At 65.6% G+C, this 16,490-nt stretch carries 11 protein-coding genes and 1 tRNA gene; 4 read left to right on the forward strand and 8 right to left on the reverse strand.

What is annotated here, in order from left to right; translation table 11 throughout:
- Positions 1-121 precede the first annotated feature (121 nt).
- Positions 122-1,918 carry an acyl-CoA dehydrogenase gene (locus E6G92_03925; GenBank protein TMJ18972.1) on the forward strand — a complete coding sequence of 599 codons (1,797 nt, stop codon included), beginning with the start codon at positions 122-124 and terminating at the stop codon, positions 1,916-1,918.
- A 97-nt stretch (positions 1,919-2,015) separates the two neighbouring features.
- Here E6G92_03925 and E6G92_03930 read toward each other — a convergent pair whose 3' ends face one another.
- Entirely contained in the window at positions 2,016-3,899 is a 1,884-nt protein-coding gene (locus E6G92_03930) for an ABC-F family ATP-binding cassette domain-containing protein (protein TMJ18973.1), read from the reverse strand.
- 133 nt (positions 3,900-4,032) lie between these two features.
- Between E6G92_03930 and E6G92_03935 the strand changes: the two genes are divergently transcribed.
- The gene (locus E6G92_03935) at positions 4,033-4,560 is read left to right on the forward strand and encodes a hypothetical protein (GenBank protein ID TMJ18974.1); all 528 of its coding nucleotides are present in this window, start codon (positions 4,033-4,035) and stop codon (positions 4,558-4,560) included.
- A gap of 13 nt (positions 4,561-4,573) precedes the next feature.
- On the opposite strand, the gene E6G92_03940 is transcribed toward E6G92_03935, so the two are convergent.
- The 4 genes from E6G92_03940 to E6G92_03955 all read right to left on the reverse strand — a co-directional run bounded on the left by E6G92_03940 (position 4,574) and on the right by E6G92_03955 (position 8,640).
- On the reverse strand, positions 4,574-5,626 hold the full coding sequence (locus tag E6G92_03940) for an NAD(P)-dependent alcohol dehydrogenase (GenBank protein TMJ18975.1): 1,053 nt from the start codon (positions 5,624-5,626) through the stop codon (positions 4,574-4,576).
- A gap of 58 nt (positions 5,627-5,684) precedes the next feature.
- A tRNA-Val gene (locus E6G92_03945) sits at positions 5,685-5,759 on the reverse strand.
- 62 nt (positions 5,760-5,821) lie between these two features.
- The gene (locus E6G92_03950; GenBank protein TMJ18976.1) at positions 5,822-6,097 is read right to left on the reverse strand and encodes an HU family DNA-binding protein; all 276 of its coding nucleotides are present in this window, start codon (positions 6,095-6,097) and stop codon (positions 5,822-5,824) included.
- 134 nt (positions 6,098-6,231) lie between these two features.
- A complete protein-coding gene (locus tag E6G92_03955; GenBank protein ID TMJ18977.1) occupies positions 6,232-8,640 on the reverse strand; it encodes an endopeptidase La in 2,409 nt (802 codons plus the stop codon).
- 167 nt (positions 8,641-8,807) lie between these two features.
- Between E6G92_03955 and E6G92_03960 the strand changes: the two genes are divergently transcribed.
- A complete protein-coding gene (locus E6G92_03960; protein TMJ18978.1) occupies positions 8,808-9,353 on the forward strand; it encodes a hypothetical protein in 546 nt (181 codons plus the stop codon).
- Positions 9,354-9,366: 13 nt separating this feature from the next.
- Positions 9,367-10,071 carry a hypothetical protein gene (locus E6G92_03965; GenBank protein ID TMJ18979.1) on the forward strand — a complete coding sequence of 235 codons (705 nt, stop codon included), beginning with the start codon at positions 9,367-9,369 and terminating at the stop codon, positions 10,069-10,071.
- A gap of 16 nt (positions 10,072-10,087) precedes the next feature.
- Here E6G92_03965 and clpX read toward each other — a convergent pair whose 3' ends face one another.
- The 3 genes from clpX to clpP form a co-directional block, all read right to left on the reverse strand.
- Positions 10,088-11,347 carry an ATP-dependent Clp protease ATP-binding subunit ClpX gene (gene clpX, locus E6G92_03970; GenBank protein TMJ18980.1) on the reverse strand — a complete coding sequence of 420 codons (1,260 nt, stop codon included), beginning with the start codon at positions 11,345-11,347 and terminating at the stop codon, positions 10,088-10,090.
- 776 nt (positions 11,348-12,123) lie between these two features.
- Positions 12,124-15,600, reverse strand: a complete 3,477-nt coding sequence (locus E6G92_03975) for a class I SAM-dependent DNA methyltransferase (protein ID TMJ18981.1) — start codon at positions 15,598-15,600, stop codon at positions 12,124-12,126.
- 202 nt (positions 15,601-15,802) lie between these two features.
- Complete coding sequence (gene clpP, locus E6G92_03980; protein ID TMJ18982.1) at positions 15,803-16,447, reverse strand: ATP-dependent Clp endopeptidase proteolytic subunit ClpP; 645 nt, start codon at positions 16,445-16,447, stop codon at positions 15,803-15,805.
- Between the last annotated feature and the right edge of the window lie 43 nt (positions 16,448-16,490).

The raw sequence follows: 16,490 nt of genomic DNA on the forward strand, positions 1-16,490 counted from the left end.
GAGCCTGTCGAACCGGCGTCTCGAAGGAGGTCCTTCGAGACGGGCCTTCGCCAAACTCAGTCCCTCCTCGGGGTGAGCGAGATCAACATAGACGCGCCAAGCAATACAAGGACCGCATCAGATGCCCAGCTACACCGCCCCCGTCGCCGACACGCGCTACGTGCTCGAGGAGGTGCTCGGGATCGAGCGCTATTCGAACCTGCCGGGCTTCGAGAATGCGACTCCTGACCTGATCGAGGCGATCCTTACCGAGGGCGGCCGCTTCGCCGCCGAGGTGCTTCATCCGCTCAACCGCGTCGGCGACGAAATCGGCTGCAAGCGCAATACCGACGGATCGGTCACCACCCCGCCGGGCTTCAAGGAGGCGTGGGACCAGTTCGTCGCCGGCGGCTGGACCACGCTGTCCGCGCCCGAGGAATATGGCGGGCAGGGGCTGCCCTCGGTCATCGCCACCGCGATCACCGAATATCTCCTCTCGGCCAACCAAGCGTTCGAGATGTATAACGGCCTGACCCAGGGCGCGGTCGCGGCCCTGCTGGTCAAGGGCACCGACGAGCAGAAGCGGACCTGGGTTCCGAACATGGTCTCCGGCAAGTGGACCGGCACGATGAACCTGACCGAGCCGCATTGCGGCACCGATCTTGGCCTGTTGAAGACCCGCGCCGATCCGCAAGCCGACGGCAGCTACAAGCTGACCGGCACCAAGATCTTCATCTCCTCGGGCGAGCACGACCTTTCCGAGAACATCGTCCACATGGTGATCGCCAAGATCGCCGGCGCGCCAGACAGCGTGAAGGGCATCTCGCTCTTCCTCGTCCCCAAGTTCCTGGTGGGCGAGGATAGCTCGCTCGGCGAACGCAACGCGCTTTCCTGCGGCTCGATCGAGGAGAAGATGGGGATCCACGGCAATTCGACCTGCGTGATGAATTATGACGGGGCGACCGGCTATCTGGTCGGCGAGGCGGAGAAGGGCCTCGCGGCGATGTTCATCATGATGAACGCGGCGCGGCTCGGAGTCGGTCTGCAGGGGCTCGCGCAGGGCGAGATCGCCTATCAGAACGCTGTCGCCTACGCGAAGGACCGGCGGCAGGGCAGGGCGCTCGTTCCGGACGCGCGCGATCCGGACGCCCGCGCCGATCCGATCATCGTCCATCCCGACGTCCGCCGGATGCTGATGGAGGCGCGCGCGTTCAATGAGGCGGCGCGCGCTCTGGTCCTGTGGGGCGCGCTTCAGGTCGATCTCTCGCGCCGCGCGCAGAGCGAGGAGGAGCGCGTCGCTGCCGACGACCTGCTCGGCCTGCTCACCCCGGTCATCAAGGGCTACCTCACCGACAAAGGGTTCGAGGCGGCGGTCAACAGCCAGCAGATATTCGGCGGCCACGGCTATATTCGCGAGCACGGCATGGAGCAGTTCGTCCGCGACGCGCGGATCGCCCAGATCTACGAAGGCACCAACGGCATCCAGGCGCTCGACCTGGTCGGCCGCAAGCTGGGCAAGGACAATGGCCGGGCGATCCAGGCCTTCTTCAAGCTGGCCGGCGAGGAAGCGGCGGCGGGGAAAAGCGATCCGGAGCTGGAGAAGATCGCCGGCGCGCTCGAGCGGGGCCTCGGCGATCTCCAGACCGCGACCATGTGGCTGATGCAGAACGGGCTCGTCAACCCCAACAATGCCGGCGCCGCGGCCTATCCCTATATGATTCTGATGGGGACGGTCGCGCTCGGCCTGATGTGGCTGCGCATGGCCAAGGCGAGCGCCGCGGCGCTGGCGAACGGCGCCGCCAATGCCGATTTCCACCAGGGCAAGCTGCTCACCGCCCGCTTCTTCGCGGACCGGATCATGCCCCAGACCAACGCCGAGCGCCGAAAGCTGGAGGCCGGGGCGGAGAGCATCATGGCGCTTCCGGCCGAGGCCTTCTAGCACTGCCAGCGCGCGACCGTTCGCCTCGATCCTGTCAGGGCTTCGCGAGAACGAGCGATCGCGCAAGCAGCATAAAGACCAAGTGCGGGCCGGGACTCTAGGCCGCAAGCGCTTGCTCGACCGCTTCGCTCGCCGCGAGCCAGCGCGCCTCGGCGGCGGCGAGGGCGGCGAGCGTGTCGGCGTGGCGCTTCATCAGCTCGCTCGTGGGCAAAGCAGAGTCGGCGGGACCGGCCCCGGCAGGATCGAACAGGGCTCGTTCGAGCTCCGTCTTGCGCGCTTCGAGCCTGGCGATGTCCTGCTCGGCCGCCTGGGCTTCCTTGCGCAAGTTGCGGCTCTTCTCGCGCGCCTCGGCGGCGGCGCGGCGCTCGTCCTTGCGGTTGCCGCGCGGCGGGTCCTTCGCCGCCGCTCCGCCGTCCCCGCCGCCCTTGAGGATCAGGTCGGTATAGTCGTCGAGGCTGCCGGAATAGTCGCTCGCCGTGCCGCCGTCGACGAGGACCAGGCGATCGGCGGTCAGCGCCAGCATGTGGCGGTCGTGGCTGACGACGACGACCGCTCCGGTATAGGCGTTGAGCGCCTGGACCAGCGCCTCGCGCGCGTCGACGTCGAGGTGGTTGGTCGGCTCGTCGAGGATCAGCATGTGCGGCGCGTCGCGGGTGATCAGCGCCAGAGCGAGCCGGGCGCGCTCGCCGCCAGACATCTTCTTGACCTGCATGACGGCCTTGTCGCCGGAGAAGCCGAAGCGGCCGAGCTGCGCCCGCACCGCCGAGGGCGTCGCCTTGGGCATCAGGCGGCTCATATGCTCGAGCGGGCTGTCCTCGCCGTCCAGCTCCTCGACCTGGTACTGGGTGAAATAGCCGACCCGAAGCTTGCCCGAGGCGGTCATCTGCCCGTCCATCGCCGGAAGCTGGGCGGCGAGCAGGCGGGCAAGCGTGGTCTTGCCGTTGCCGTTGCGGCCGAGAAGGGCGACCCGGTCGTCCGGGTCGAGGCGCAGGTTGAGCCGCTGGAGGATCGGCTCGCCCGGGGCGTAGCCGACCGCGGCCATGTCGAGCGTGACCAGAGGCGGCTTCAATTCCGCGGGGCTGGGGAAGTCGAAGCTGAGGCTCGGATCCTCGGCGACGGCGGCGATCGGCGCCATCTTCGCGAGCATCTTCACGCGCGACTGCGCCTGCTTGGCGGTCGAGGCGCGGGCCGAGTTGCGGGCGACATAATCCTGAAGCCTGGCGCGCTGGGCGGCCTGGCTGGCGCGCGCCGATTCGAGCAAGGCGAGCCGCTCGGCATATTGGCTCTCGAACGCGTCGTAGCCGCCCGGATAGAGCGTCAGCTTGCCGCCCTGCAGGTGCAGGATATGGTCGGCGACGTTGTTGAGCAGGTCGCGCTCGTGGCTGACGATCAGCATCGTCGCGCGGTAGGAGCGAAGGAAATTCTCCAGCCACAAGGTCGCCTCGAGATCGAGGTGGTTGGAGGGCTCGTCGAGCAGCAGCAGGTCCGGCCCCGAGAAGAGCAAGGCGGCGAGCGCGACCCGCATCCGCCAGCCGCCCGAGAAGCTGTCGAGCGGGCGCCGCTGCATCTCCTCGTCGAAGCCCAGGCCGACGAGGATCCGCGCGGCGCGCGCCGGGGCGGCGTGGGCGCCGATCGCGTTGAGCCGCTCGTGGATCTCGCCGAGCCGGTGGTGGTCGCTGGTCGTCTCGGAATCGTGGAGCAGGGCCGCGCGCTCGGTGTCGGCTGCGAGCACGGTCTCGAACGGCGTGCCGGGGCCGGACGGCGTTTCCTGCGCGATATAGCCCATCCGCGCCGCGCGCGGGATTTCGGCGGCGCCCTCGTCGGCCTCGATCAGGCCCGCGACGACCTTCATCAAAGTCGACTTGCCGGCGCCGTTGCGCCCGATCAGCCCGACCCGCGCGCCCGGCGGCAGAGCGGCGGCGGCGCGGTCGAGGATGGTGCGCCCGCCGAGGCGCACGGTGATTCCGTTGATGGTCAGCATGGCCGGTTCCCTACAGCGAAGGGGCGGCGCTGTCAGCGGCAAAAGGCGGCCGTCCGCGCCAGGGCAATCTTCGCCCCGTCCCGCTTCCCGTTTGCGCCCGCTTGGGGCACAAAGCGACGACTGGAGGCGCGCGATGGCTGAAGAGACCGAATTCGGCGAGGATTACGAATTTCCCAAGGAAGTTCACAACATGCTGCTCGCGGCGCACGCCGCGCACGTGCAACTGAGCTCCATGGCCGACAGCAAGGCCAACATCCTGATGGGCGCCTCGTTCGTCGTCTTCTCGCTGACTCTCGGCCAGATGCAGTCGGACGCCATCTCGCTGCCCTTGCTCCTGCTCGGGGTGTTCTCCTTCGCCGCGACCGTCCTGTCGGTGCTTGCGGTCCTGCCCGAGATCGGCGGCAAGTCGAAGAGCGGCCGGCCGAACATGCTCTTCTTCGGAGTCTTCTCGAGGCTCGAGGAGCAGGCGTTCGTCGACGAGGTCGTCGGCCAGATGCGCTCGGAGGAGAAGGTCTACCGGATGCTCGCGCGCGATCTCTACCAGAACGGCGCCGTGCTCCAGCGCCACAAATACCGCTATCTGGCTTACGCCTACCGAACCTTCCTGGTCGGAATCGTCGCCACGGCCATCGCCTTCGTGGTCCAGGCCCTCTCGGCCTGAGGACCGGGCCGCCTCAGCCCGCCATCGACGCGCAGTCGATGACGAAGCGGTATTTGACGTCGCTGCGCAGCATCCGCTCGTAGGCTTCGTCGATCTGCCGGGCGTCGATCGTCTCGATTTCCGAGACGATTCCGCGCTCGGCGCAGAAATCGAGCATCTCCTGGGTCTCGGCGATGCCGCCGATCAGCGAGCCGGCGATCGCCCGGCGCTTGAAGATCAAAGCGGAGATGTCGGGCGTCGGATGCGGATGCGCCGGGACCCCGACCAGGCACATCGTTCCGTCGCGCTTCAGGAGCCGGGTGAAGGCATCGAGATTGTGACTCGCGGCGACGGTATTGACGATCAGGTCGAAGCTGTTCGCATGAGCCTTCATTTCGTCTCGATTCTTCGAGACGACCACGGAATCCGCGCCGAGATCAAGCGCGTCCTGGCGCTTGTCCTCCGAGGTGGTGAAGGCGACCGTCTCGGCGCCCAGCGCGTGGGCGAGCTTGATCCCCATATGCCCGAGCCCGCCGATGCCGACGATGCCGACCTTCTTGCCGGGCCCCGCCTTCCAGTGGCGGAGCGGCGACCAGGTGGTGATTCCGGCGCAGAGCAGAGGCGCGACCGCGGCAAGCCGGTCTTCGTCGTGACGGACGGCGAGGACGAATTTCTCGTCGACGACGATCCGCTGCGAATAGCCGCCAAGCGTGTGACCGGGCGCGTCGGGCGTCGGGCCGTTATAGGTGCCGACCAAGCCGACTTCGCAATATTGCTCGAGCCCCTCGGCGCAGGCGTCGCAACTCTGGCAGCTGCCGACCATGCAGCCGACGGCGACCGTGTCGCCCTCCTTGAACTTCGTGACGTTCGCGCCGACCGCGCTGACATGGCCGACGATCTCGTGACCGGGAACGCAGGGGTAGAGCGTGCCCGGCCATTCGGAACGGACCGTGTGCAGATCCGAATGGCAGACGCCGCAATAGGCGATCTCGATCTGGACGTCGTCTGCGCCGGGCGCGCGGCGGGCGATGTCGAGCGGCTCGAGCGGCTTGTCCGCGGCGTGGGCGCCATAGGCTTTGACGGTCATTGGGCAGGCCCTCGCTCGGTGGGAAGACGGATCGGGACGGCGTGCGCCGGATGCGGCATGGTGGGCGCGGTAGGGATTGAACCTACGACCCCACCCGTGTGAAGGGTGTGCTCTACCACTGAGCTACGCGCCCATGCCGCGCGGCGGAAGGCGGCTGATAGCGAGCGGCCGGAAAGCTGTCCAGCGGCCGCCAAGTCAGGTGTTGACCGAATCCTTGAGGCCCTTGCCGGCCTTGAACTTGGGCTGGGTCGATTCCTTGATCTGCATCGGCTCGCCGGTGCGCGGATTGCGGCCCGTGGAGGCCTTGCGGCGCGAGCAGGTGAAGGTGCCGAAACCGACGAGGCGAACCTCGTCCCCGCGCTTCAACGCCGCGCTGATCGTGTCGAACACCGCCTCGACCGCGCGCGACGCGTCACCACGGCTAAGGCCGGTTCCGTCCGCGACCTGACCGATCAGCTCCTGCTTGTTCATCTGTCCCGCACCCCTGCGTTGAAAAGGACTCGCCCGACCGAACCCACGAAACCGCGATTAAATGCCATGCGTTGACAAGGAGTCAAAAGGAAAGAGGCGCGGCCTCGCAAGAACCGCGCCTGATCTGCATCAATTCAATGGCGGACCGCCGCTCCGGCCGCTTCGTCGGGACCGGCGATCTCCGATGGCGGGAGCGTGGCGAGCTCGTCGGCCTCGGTCCATTCGATCGGGACGACCGGAGTCGCCAGAGCGGCGCCGAGCACCTCGTCGACATGAGCCACGACGACGATCTCCAGCCCCGCCTTGATGCTGGCCGGGATTTCGGCGAGGTCCTTCTCGTTCTCCGCCGGGATCAGCACCTTGGTGATTCCGCCGCGGAGCGCGGCCAGGAGCTTCTCCTTGAGCCCGCCGATCGGCAGCACGCGGCCTCTCAGCGTGACCTCGCCGGTCATCGCCACGTCGCGGCGGACCGGGATTCCGGTCAGAGTCGAGATGATCGCGGTGACCATGCCCACGCCGGCGGACGGGCCGTCCTTAGGCACCGCGCCTTCGGGCAGGTGGACGTGGATGTCCTTGCGGCCGAACAGGCTCGGCTTGACTCCGTAGGAGGGCGCGCGGGCCTTGACGAACGAGAAGGCGGCCTGGATCGATTCCTGCATCACGTCGCCGAGCTTGCCGGTGGTCTTGATCTGGCCCTTGCCGGGGACCGTGACCGCCTCGATCGTCAGAAGCTCGCCGCCGACCTCGGTCCAGGCGAGGCCCGTGACGGCGCCGATCTGGTCCTCCTCCTCGCTCATGCCGTGGCGGAACTTGCGCACGCCCAGGAACTCGCCGAGATTTTCAGGGCCGACCTCGATCTTCTCGGCCTTGCCCTCGAGGATCTGGCGAAGCGCCTTGCGGGCAACCTTGGCCACTTCGCGCTCGAGCGTTCGGACGCCCGCCTCGCGCGTATAGTGCCGGATCAGGGCGCGCAGGCCCTCCTCGGTCAGAGTCAGCTCGCCGTCCTTGAGGCCGTGCGCCTCGATCTGCTTGGGGATCAGGTGGCGCTGGGCGATTTCCACCTTCTCGTCCTCGGTATAGCCTTCGAGCCGGATGATCTCCATCCGGTCGAGCAAAGGCTGGGGCATGTCCATCGTGTTCGCGGTGGTCACGAACATGACGTCCGAGAGGTCGTAGTCGATCTCCAGATAATGGTCCTGGAACTTCGCGTTCTGCTCGGGATCGAGCACCTCGAGCAGTGCCGAGGCGGGATCGCCCCGGAAATCCTGGCCGAGCTTGTCGATCTCGTCGAGCAGGAAGAGCGGGTTGGACGATCCGGCCTTCTTGAGGTTGGAGACGATCTTGCCCGGAAGCGACCCGATATAGGTGCGGCGGTGGCCGCGGATCTCGGCCTCGTCGCGCACGCCGCCCAATGACTGGCGCACGAACTCGCGGCCCGTCGCCCGGGCGATCGAGCGGCCGAGCGAGGTCTTGCCGACGCCGGGCGGACCGACGAGGCACAGGATCGGGCCCTTGAGCTTGTTGGTGCGCGCCTGGACGGCGAGATATTCGACGATCCGGTCCTTGACCTTCTCGAGGCCATAATGGTCCTCGTCGAGGATCCGCTCGGCCTCGGCGATGTCGTGCTTGAGCTTGGTCTTCTTGCCCCAGGGGAGGCCGAGAAGAACGTCGAGATAGTTGCGGCTCACCGTCGCTTCGGCCGACATCGGCGCCATGGCGCGAAGCTTCTTCAGCTCCTGGTTGGCCTTGGTCCGCGCCTCCTTGGAAAGCTTGGTCCGCTCGACCTTGCGGGCGAGCTCGGCGAGCTCGTCGCCGCCGCCTTCCTCCCCCTCATTGCCGAGCTCGCGCTGGATCGCCTTGAGCTGCTCGTTGAGATAATATTCGCGCTGGGTCTTCTCCATCTGGCGCTTCACGCGGCTGCGGATCTTCTTTTCGACCTGCATCACGCCGAGCTCGCCCTCCATGAAGGCGAAGGCCATTTCGAGGCGGCGCACGGGATCGAGCTCGGCGAGCAGGGCCTGCTTGTCCGAGACCTTGATGTTGACGTTGGCGGCGACCGCGTCGGCGAGCTTCGACGGCTCCTCGATCTGGCCGAGCTGGACCGCGGTCTCCGCCGGCAGCTTGCGGTTGACCTTGGCGTAATTTTCGAACTGGTCGATCACCGAGCGGACCAGAGCCTTGACCTCGACGCCCTCGGGCTCGACCGTCTCGACCTCGTCGATCTCGGCGACGAGATGGCCGCCTTCCTCGCGAAGAGTCCTCAAAGTCGCGCGGTGGCGGCCCTCGACGAGCACGCGGACCGTGCCGTCGGGAAGCTTCAGCAGCTGCAGGACGGTGGCGAGAACGCCGAGATCGTAGAGCGCCTCGCGGTCGGGATCGTCCTCGGCGGGATCGAGCTGCGAGACGAGGAAGATCGACTTGTCCGCCGCCATCGCGCTTTCCAGCGCCGCCACCGATTTGTCGCGGCCGACGAACAGCGGCACGATCATGTGCGGGAAGACGACGATGTCGCGCAAGGGGAGGACGGGATAGGTTTCGGACATGGATACTCCACAGGCCGGACCGACGGGGCCGGCTCGCTCTCTATATGGGGCGAAAGGCCTGAAGCATCAATGAAGCTGCGTTCATGCGTTGCTCATGGGCGCCGTGCATTGACCCTGCGGGACGCGGGCTCTAGGATTTCAACGTCCGTGCGGGGAGTATCGGTCTGATGTTTCGTCATCTTTTGCTGGCAATTCCAATCGTTCTGACGCCGCTCGCGGCCTCGGCGCCCGCGCCTGCTTCGGCCGCCGCCGCAGCCGCGGAGCAGTCGCGCACCGGCGAGGATTGCCAAAGGCGCAGCCAGGGACGCCGCCGCGGCCTGGGCGCCGCCGGCGCGATCGGCGGGGCCCTGCTCGGCGGGTTCGGCGGACGGGCGGCGAGCATCGTCGTTCCGATGGGATCGGTGCTCGGCGGCGAGCTCATGAACCTGCTCGACTGCCGCGAGCAGGAAAAGGCCGCGCAGGCGACCGAGCAGGTCACCGAACAGGCGACGGTGCAGGCCGAGCGGGGCGGCAGTGCCGTCGGCACCACGGCCACTTGGGAGAGCGAAACCCGCCCGGGCGTGACCGGGCGCTCGACGGTCACCGCGGTCAACCGCACGGGCGGCGACGATTGCATGACGGTGACCGACGTCGTGATCATCGACGGCCAGGAAACGACCGCGCCGAAAACGATGTGCCGCCGACCGCCGACCAACAGGTACGTCCGGGTCTAGCAATATGCCCCGCATGTTCGCGTCCTTCCTCGCCTTGGCCGCGCTCGCGAGCGCGCAGGGCGCGGCGGCGCAGACCAGGGATCCCGACAACCCGACCTGTCCGCTTAACCCCAACGTATCGACCTACCGCCAGATGCGGTTCACGGTGCAGGAGGTGGATGGCCGGCAGGTGCTGCTCGCCGAGGGTATGATCGACGACGACATGCTGCCGCGCCTGCAGGAGGCCGTTCGCAGCTTCCAGGGCGATGAAATCTGGCTCCGTTCGCCCGGCGGCAATGCCCGGGTCGGCAATCAGGCCGGACGGTTCCTGCGCGACAACAATATGACCACGCGGATCCCGGCGGGCTGGGCCTGCTTTTCCGCCTGCAACTTTCTGTTCATGGGCGGAGTCGTCCGCTACGTCGATCAGGGCGGGCTCTTCATCGTCCATATGTTCACCCACACGGGCGACCGCGCGGCGATCCGCCAGGAGGTCGCGCGCGGCGAGGACAATACGGTCAGCCTGATCGGCGAGATCGAGCAGCAATCGGCCTTGCTCGCCAGCGAGGACAACGATTTCCTGATCCGCATGGGCATTTCGCGCGCGTTGCTGACCGAGGTGATGTACCGCCAGAGCGCGGTCGCCGACGCCGCCAACCGCTCGACCCGCCGCTGCCTGACCCAGGCCGAGGTCAACCGCTACAACGTCGCGACAGTGCCCTGGAGGCGCACCGGCTGAGCGGCGCTCCGCCCGATCAGGCGGCGTCTTCGGTCTTCTCTTCGGCGTAGACGCGGACCGGATCCTTGGTGCCGGCGACCACGTCCTTGTCGATCAGCACCTCGTCGACCCCGTCCATGCTCGGCAGATCGAACATCGTGTCGAGCAGGATATTCTCCATGATCGAACGAAGGCCGCGGGCGCCGGTCTTGCGCTCGATCGCCTTCTTGGCGGTCGCGACCAAAGCGTCGTCGGTATAGGTGAGGCGCACGTCCTCCATGTCGAACAGCTTCTGATACTGCTTGACGAGGGCGTTCTTCGGCTCCTGCAAAATCTTCACCAGCGCGTCGACGTCGAGATCCTCGAGCGTGGCGATGACCGGCAGGCGGCCGACGAATTCGGGGATCAGGCCGAACTTCAGGAGATCCTCGGGCTCGGTATGGCGAAGCACCTCGCCGGTGCGCCGCTCGTCGGGCGCGGCGACATGGGCGCCGAAGCCGATCGACTTGCCCTCCATGCGGTCGCCGATGATCTTCTCGAGCCCCGCGAAGGCGCCGCCGCAGATGAACAGGATGTTGGTCGTGTCGACCTGCAGGAATTCCTGCTGCGGATGCTTGCGCCCGCCCTGTGGCGGAACGGAGGCGGTGGTGCCTTCCATCAGCTTGAGCAGGGCCTGCTGGACGCCCTCGCCCGAGACGTCGCGGGTGATCGAAGGGTTGTCCGACTTGCGGCTGATCTTGTCGATCTCGTCGATATAGACGATCCCGCGCTGCGCCCGCTCGACATTGTAGTCCGACGCCTGGAGCAGCTTCAGGATGATGTTCTCGACGTCCTCGCCGACATAGCCGGCCTCGGTCAGCGTGGTCGCGTCGGCCATGGTGAAGGGCACGTCGAGGATCCGCGCCAGCGTCTGGGCAAGGAGCGTCTTGCCGCAGCCGGTCGGCCCGACGAGCAGGATGTTCGACTTGGCGAGCTCGACCTCGGCGCCCTTGGCCCCGTGGGCGAGGCGCTTGTAATGGTTGTGGACGGCGACCGAGAGCACGCGCTTCGCATGCGTCTGGCCGATCACATAATCATCGAGGACGTTGCAGATCTCCGAGGGCGTGGGGACGCCGTCGCGGGTCTTGACCAAGGCGGACTTGGTCTCCTCGCGGATGATGTCGTTGCACAGCTCGACGCATTCGTCGCAGATGAACACGGTCGGGCCGGCGATCAGCTTGCGCACCTCGTGCTGCGATTTGCCGCAGAAGGAGCAATAGAGGGTGCTCTTGCTGTCGCCGCCGGTAAGCTTGGTCATATCGTCCCTTTGGGGCGCCCGGGCCCCATCCTTGTCTTCAATCGACCATCCTGACGGCAAATGTATATCAGGACAATGGCCTATTCGTTAAGCGCTTCGCCCGGGGACGGTTCCGTCCCGGGGTGTTGCGGCGGCGTCAAGGGGCATGTGGCGTGGCGGGAGCGGCGGCGCAAGGGGCGAAGCCGCCCAGGCGTAGCGCGCAGCGCCAGGCCCGGAGCCGGCGCCCGCCCGGCCGACAGGTCCGCGCAGCGGAGCCTGATCGACGTCACGGGACAATGGTTCCGTGGCGGAGCCTCGGCGGCCGAGCGAGGTGCTGGATCCCGGATCCAGTCCGGGGTTCGGCGCGATGCGTGCGCCGAAGTTTCCGAAGTTTCCGCTTCCATAGGGAAGAAAAACAGAACCTTCCAAACCCATCCCGCCGCCGGGGCTCGATCCGGCGCGAATGGTCCCAATGTTCGCACTGCCCATGGGATGGAGCGGACCACGGCCTCCAAAGCCCGCCGAGCCGCCACGCGCGGTGCGACGCGCGCTTAGCGTGAATGAAAAGCCCAGCCATGTCCGCGAATCGCCTCCTGCGCCGAAGGCGATTTAGATATGCCAGTTCGGGGGGTGTAGGACAGGGGGTAGGGTAAGCTTTTGTGATTTTTAGCTAATTTGGTGAGGTGGTGAAACGGTGCGGCTACGGAGCCGGCGAATCGGGGCGGGGCCCTTGGGCGATTAGGGCGCATGGCGAGGGGGGTGTAGGAAAAAATCCCCCTTTGATTTCGGGGTGGCGGCTAGGCTGCGTAGCGGCCATTGGCGAGTTTGCGCGCCCGTCCGATCGCGGCAAGCGCTCCAAGCACGGGCTCAACCGATGCCGCCCGCTTACCCTTGAACGCCGCCGCCACATCGCGCGGAGTCATTGGAGTGGACGCACTTGCCAGAACCGCCGCGACCGCGCTGACCTGCTCCGGCAGTGTCTTAGGCCAAGGCAGCATCGATGCAGTGGGCGCGGCCGGCATTTCGCCGAGGTCCAGATCGGCCAACACTGGCGCCTTGGCCGCACCGGGCGCCTGGAAATCGGGCCGTAGCCAGCGCACAATTCCCTTCGCTTCCTCCGCAGCCCGTTCCTTGTTGAGCGCGACCAGCCGTTCGAGGATCACGGCGTCGGTCAGCGTGCCCGCCTCATGATCCGCAAGCCAGCCATAAGCCTGGGCGACCAGCGCATCGATCGTATCGTGATGCTGCTTGATGAGCGTCACCAGCCCCCGATCGTGAATGGCGCGTTCCTTGTCCGTCAGCGCCCGCCCTTGGCGCAGCGCTTCAAGCACATTGTAGAGCCCGGTCAACGTTAGGTTGTCGTGCTCCGCCAACACCTTCTTGCGCAGTGCATCGAGGGCTTCGGCTTCGGCGCGGATCTTGTCCGTCAGGGCTTGGGGCACGTCAGCGGGGAAAGGGAATGGGTCAAAGCAGGTCTCGTTTACGTAGACTGGCCTGTCCTCAAGCGTGCTTTGCGCTGCTGAAGACCACACCAAGCCAGGCTGCGAGGACAGAATACCTAGAATCAGCGCATCATCAGACGCGATCACACGTATTTTTTGGTCCGGCAGGACTTGGCTGCCAATGAAATGGAAGAGTCGAAATTTGGCCGTTTCCACTGTTCCGATGAAGCGAGGTAGCGCCGCAAGCGCTTTTCGCATCCCGACGCGCGCCTCACCAAAAACCCACCATTTGATGCGATGGTTCTTGCGCTCTGCTGCGGCTCGTGCGGGACGAACGTGAATTAGCAAATGCTGGTAAATGTTCGGAAACCTATCACGAAGCTCGGTTTCGGTAAGAAGGCTAACGTCGATAATTCGCTCCACGCCGACGTTGTCCGTTAGGTTCTCGCCGTTCAAATACGGGAACACACGCGCTCGCTCTTCGGCGCTGAAGCGATCCATATCGGCAGGAGTTACGCGGAAACCCTCTCCAACGGGTATTACACCCATGTAGGCGAGCTTACGATTGGCTTTGAGTGGCGCGGCAGCACTCACATCCGGCCCGATCGTGAGATCGCTATTGATCCGACCGACCCGCTCTTTGAGTTCAATTTCCGCGATTTCGTAACGCACGGACTTCTCGGCGACCACAGTTTGAAGTCGCCCAAGTAGATCACCGCTTTGCCCAACCGTCATTGCTACGCGTACCTTGGCGTCGGTCTCCTCATCTCGCCAAGGATGATCCGGGATGGCAAAAGTGATGCTGACGGGCTGAATGTGTTCACGCGCGGCCCGCAGCACCTTCCTATTGGAAACCTGTTTGATGCTATTCGTGGATATAAAACCGAATGAGCGCGCGGTTCCGGCCCGAACGGCGCCGGCAGCAACGTGCCACCAGTACATCACGTAATCTACGTCTCCCGGTACCTTGCCCCAGCATCGGCGGAGAGCGTCAACGTACCCGTCATCAAGACGGCGACGCATAAGCTTGTTGCCGATGAAAGGCGGGTTTCCGACAATGAAATCGGCTTTTGGCCATCTCGCCGCCTTCGGATTGATATAGCGTAGTCGCTCCATCCGTGCCGAGGGATCAGGCACCTTGCGGCCGCTTACAGGGTCTTTGAGTTTGGTGATCCCGTCCCAACGATGGAGCGGTTGACCCCGATCGTCGCGCACCAGCTCGGTTCTGTCCCAGGTCATCAGCGCGTCCCGGTTCTCGATCGTCCGGACATCACGCAGGATAGGCTCGCTCGGCATGCGGTCGGCGCCATTCACCCGGAAATGCCATTGCAGATAGCCGATCCACAATACGAGCTGGGCGATCGCCGCCGCGCGCGGGTTGATCTCAATCCCGAGGAAATTCTCTGGGGTGATCGTGTGTCCGGAAAGTTCGGCAACATATTGCCGATCGCCGAGTTCAATCAGCAGCGCGACGACCTCGCCCTCCAGCGCCTTCATCTGGGCCATGGCGACATAAAGGAAATTGCCGGTGCCGCAGGCGGGATCGAGCACGTAGGTCTGCGCCAGCTTGCGGTGGAAATCCTCAACTGCCTTTTTCGCCTCGTCGGCCGAACCCGCTTCGATCAGTTGTCCAGCTGCGGCACGCACCCCATCCCAATCGGCGCGGAGGGGCTCGATCACCGTCGGCATCACCAGCCGCTCGACATAGGCGCGGGGCGTATAGTGAGCGCCCAGCTTCGCTCGCTCCTTCGCTTCCAGCGCCCGTTCCAGCAAGGTGCCGAAGATAGCCGGCTCGACCTTGTCCCATTTCTTCTCCGCCGCCGCCAGCAGCAGACCGATCTCGTCGGGCTTGAGAGCGATGACTGTTTTGTCTTTGAACAGATAGCCGTTGAATTTCTTCACCGTGGTTCCGACTTTGCCGAGAACGCCGACATAGCCGCCCGAATCCATGCCGGCCCAAAGCGCGGAGAGCGCCGGCGCGAAATTATCCGGGTCGTCGCGCAGGTTTTCGAGCAGCTCAGTGAAGCTGCCCTTAGGGATCAGATCGACGTCCTCCGCGAACATCGTGAACAGGCAGCGCATAAGGAAATCCGCGACCCGGGTTGGATTATTCTCGCGCGCCTCGAGCCGCTTCGAAAGCTCGGCGAGCTTGTCGGCGATCTCGCGCGTGACCTTGGCCGCTTCCTTCGACGCATCGAGGCTGTGCGGCTCGGTCCAGATTTTCGCCAGCCGCTCCCGCACCTCGCCATCACGAAGGTCGTCGAGCATGATCCGGAAGCGAGCCGCGTCGGGGAACTGGGTGTACTGCTTCCCGGTCCCCGAGAAATCAGCATAGACGTCGATGCAATAGCCGACATCAGTGACCAGCAGAAACGGCGGCCAGCCATGCTCCACCGGCACCGCCTTGGCATAGCGCTCCGCTTGGCCGCGGGCCGAATCCATGGCCTTGGACCAGCCCGGCGTGCCCCGCCGCGCTGTGCCGCGCTTTACCCTAACGGCGGCGGTCTGGCCGAAAATGTCGAGGTCAGCTTCGCCTTTCTCCGCCGCAGTTCGATCCGCCTCCGATCCCTGCTTGGCCTCCAGCACGAAAGAGTTGCGCTTGTAAGCGTCGATCCTTCCGAAGCTCTCCGAACCGTCGGCTTCCTTCTGAAACACCCGCCGCTCAAACACATAATCATTGTGGGCGTCGTCGGCGCGGCTACCCTTGGGCGGATCGACGCCGATCAGCGCAGCGAGGCCGTTGACGAAGCTTTGCGTATTGGCCAGCTCCGAGCCGCCGGTCGGTGCCCATTCAGCGATAAAGGCGTCAATCTGCTCGGGCGTAGCGGTCATGCCATCGGTTTAGTCGCGTCGCGCGCATTGGCAACATGGCCCGCGTCGCTGCTACCCAACTGCTGCTTCGCTAGTGGTCAGAGGACCATTGTCCTCTGACTCGTCGGACGGGTTCGCCGGACTCTCGATCCGCCGGCGCGCCGTCCGGGCGGTCGCCGTCTGCGTGCGTAGCGCTGCGGCACTACGCAAGCGCGGCTTCGGCCTAAGCCGCCTTGGCCGTCTCGCCGTCCTCCGCCGGACTGGGCCGCCGCTCGAACACCTCATCCACCAAACCAAAATCCTTCGCCTCGTGGGCCGAAAAGAACTTGTCGCGCTCGACGTTCTTCTCGATCTCCTCGATCGGCTGGCCGGTATATTGGGCCATCAGCTCGTTCATCCGGTGGCGGATGCGGAGGATCTCCTTGGCCTGGATCTCGATGTCGCTGGCCATGCCCTGGGCGCCGCCCGAGGGCTGGTGGATCATGATCCGCGCGTTCTGGAGCGCGACTCGCATTCCGGGCTCGCCGGCGGAAAGGAGGAAGGCGCCCATCGAGGCGGCCTGGCCGATGCACACCGTGCCGACCTTGGGCCGGATGTAGTTCATCGTATCGTGGATCGCCATGCCCGCAGTCACCACCCCGCCCGGCGAGTTGATGTACATGTAGATGTCCTTCTTGGGGTTTTCGCTCTCGAGGAACAGGAGCTGGGCGGTGATCACCGAGGCCATGTGGTCCTCGACCCCGCCGGTGACGAAGATGATCCGCTCGCGCAGCAGCCGCGAATAGATGTCGAAGCTGCGCTCGCCGCGGTTCGATTGCTCGACGACGACGGGGATGAGCTGGGAGACGATGTCCTGATGATCGGGCACGGGGAGGGTCCTTCTTGGAGCGAATGGCGTGCGGGATACATCG

It is taken from the genome of Alphaproteobacteria bacterium (genome assembly GCA_005883305.1).
Taxonomy (GTDB): Bacteria; Pseudomonadota; Alphaproteobacteria; order Sphingomonadales; family Sphingomonadaceae; genus Allosphingosinicella.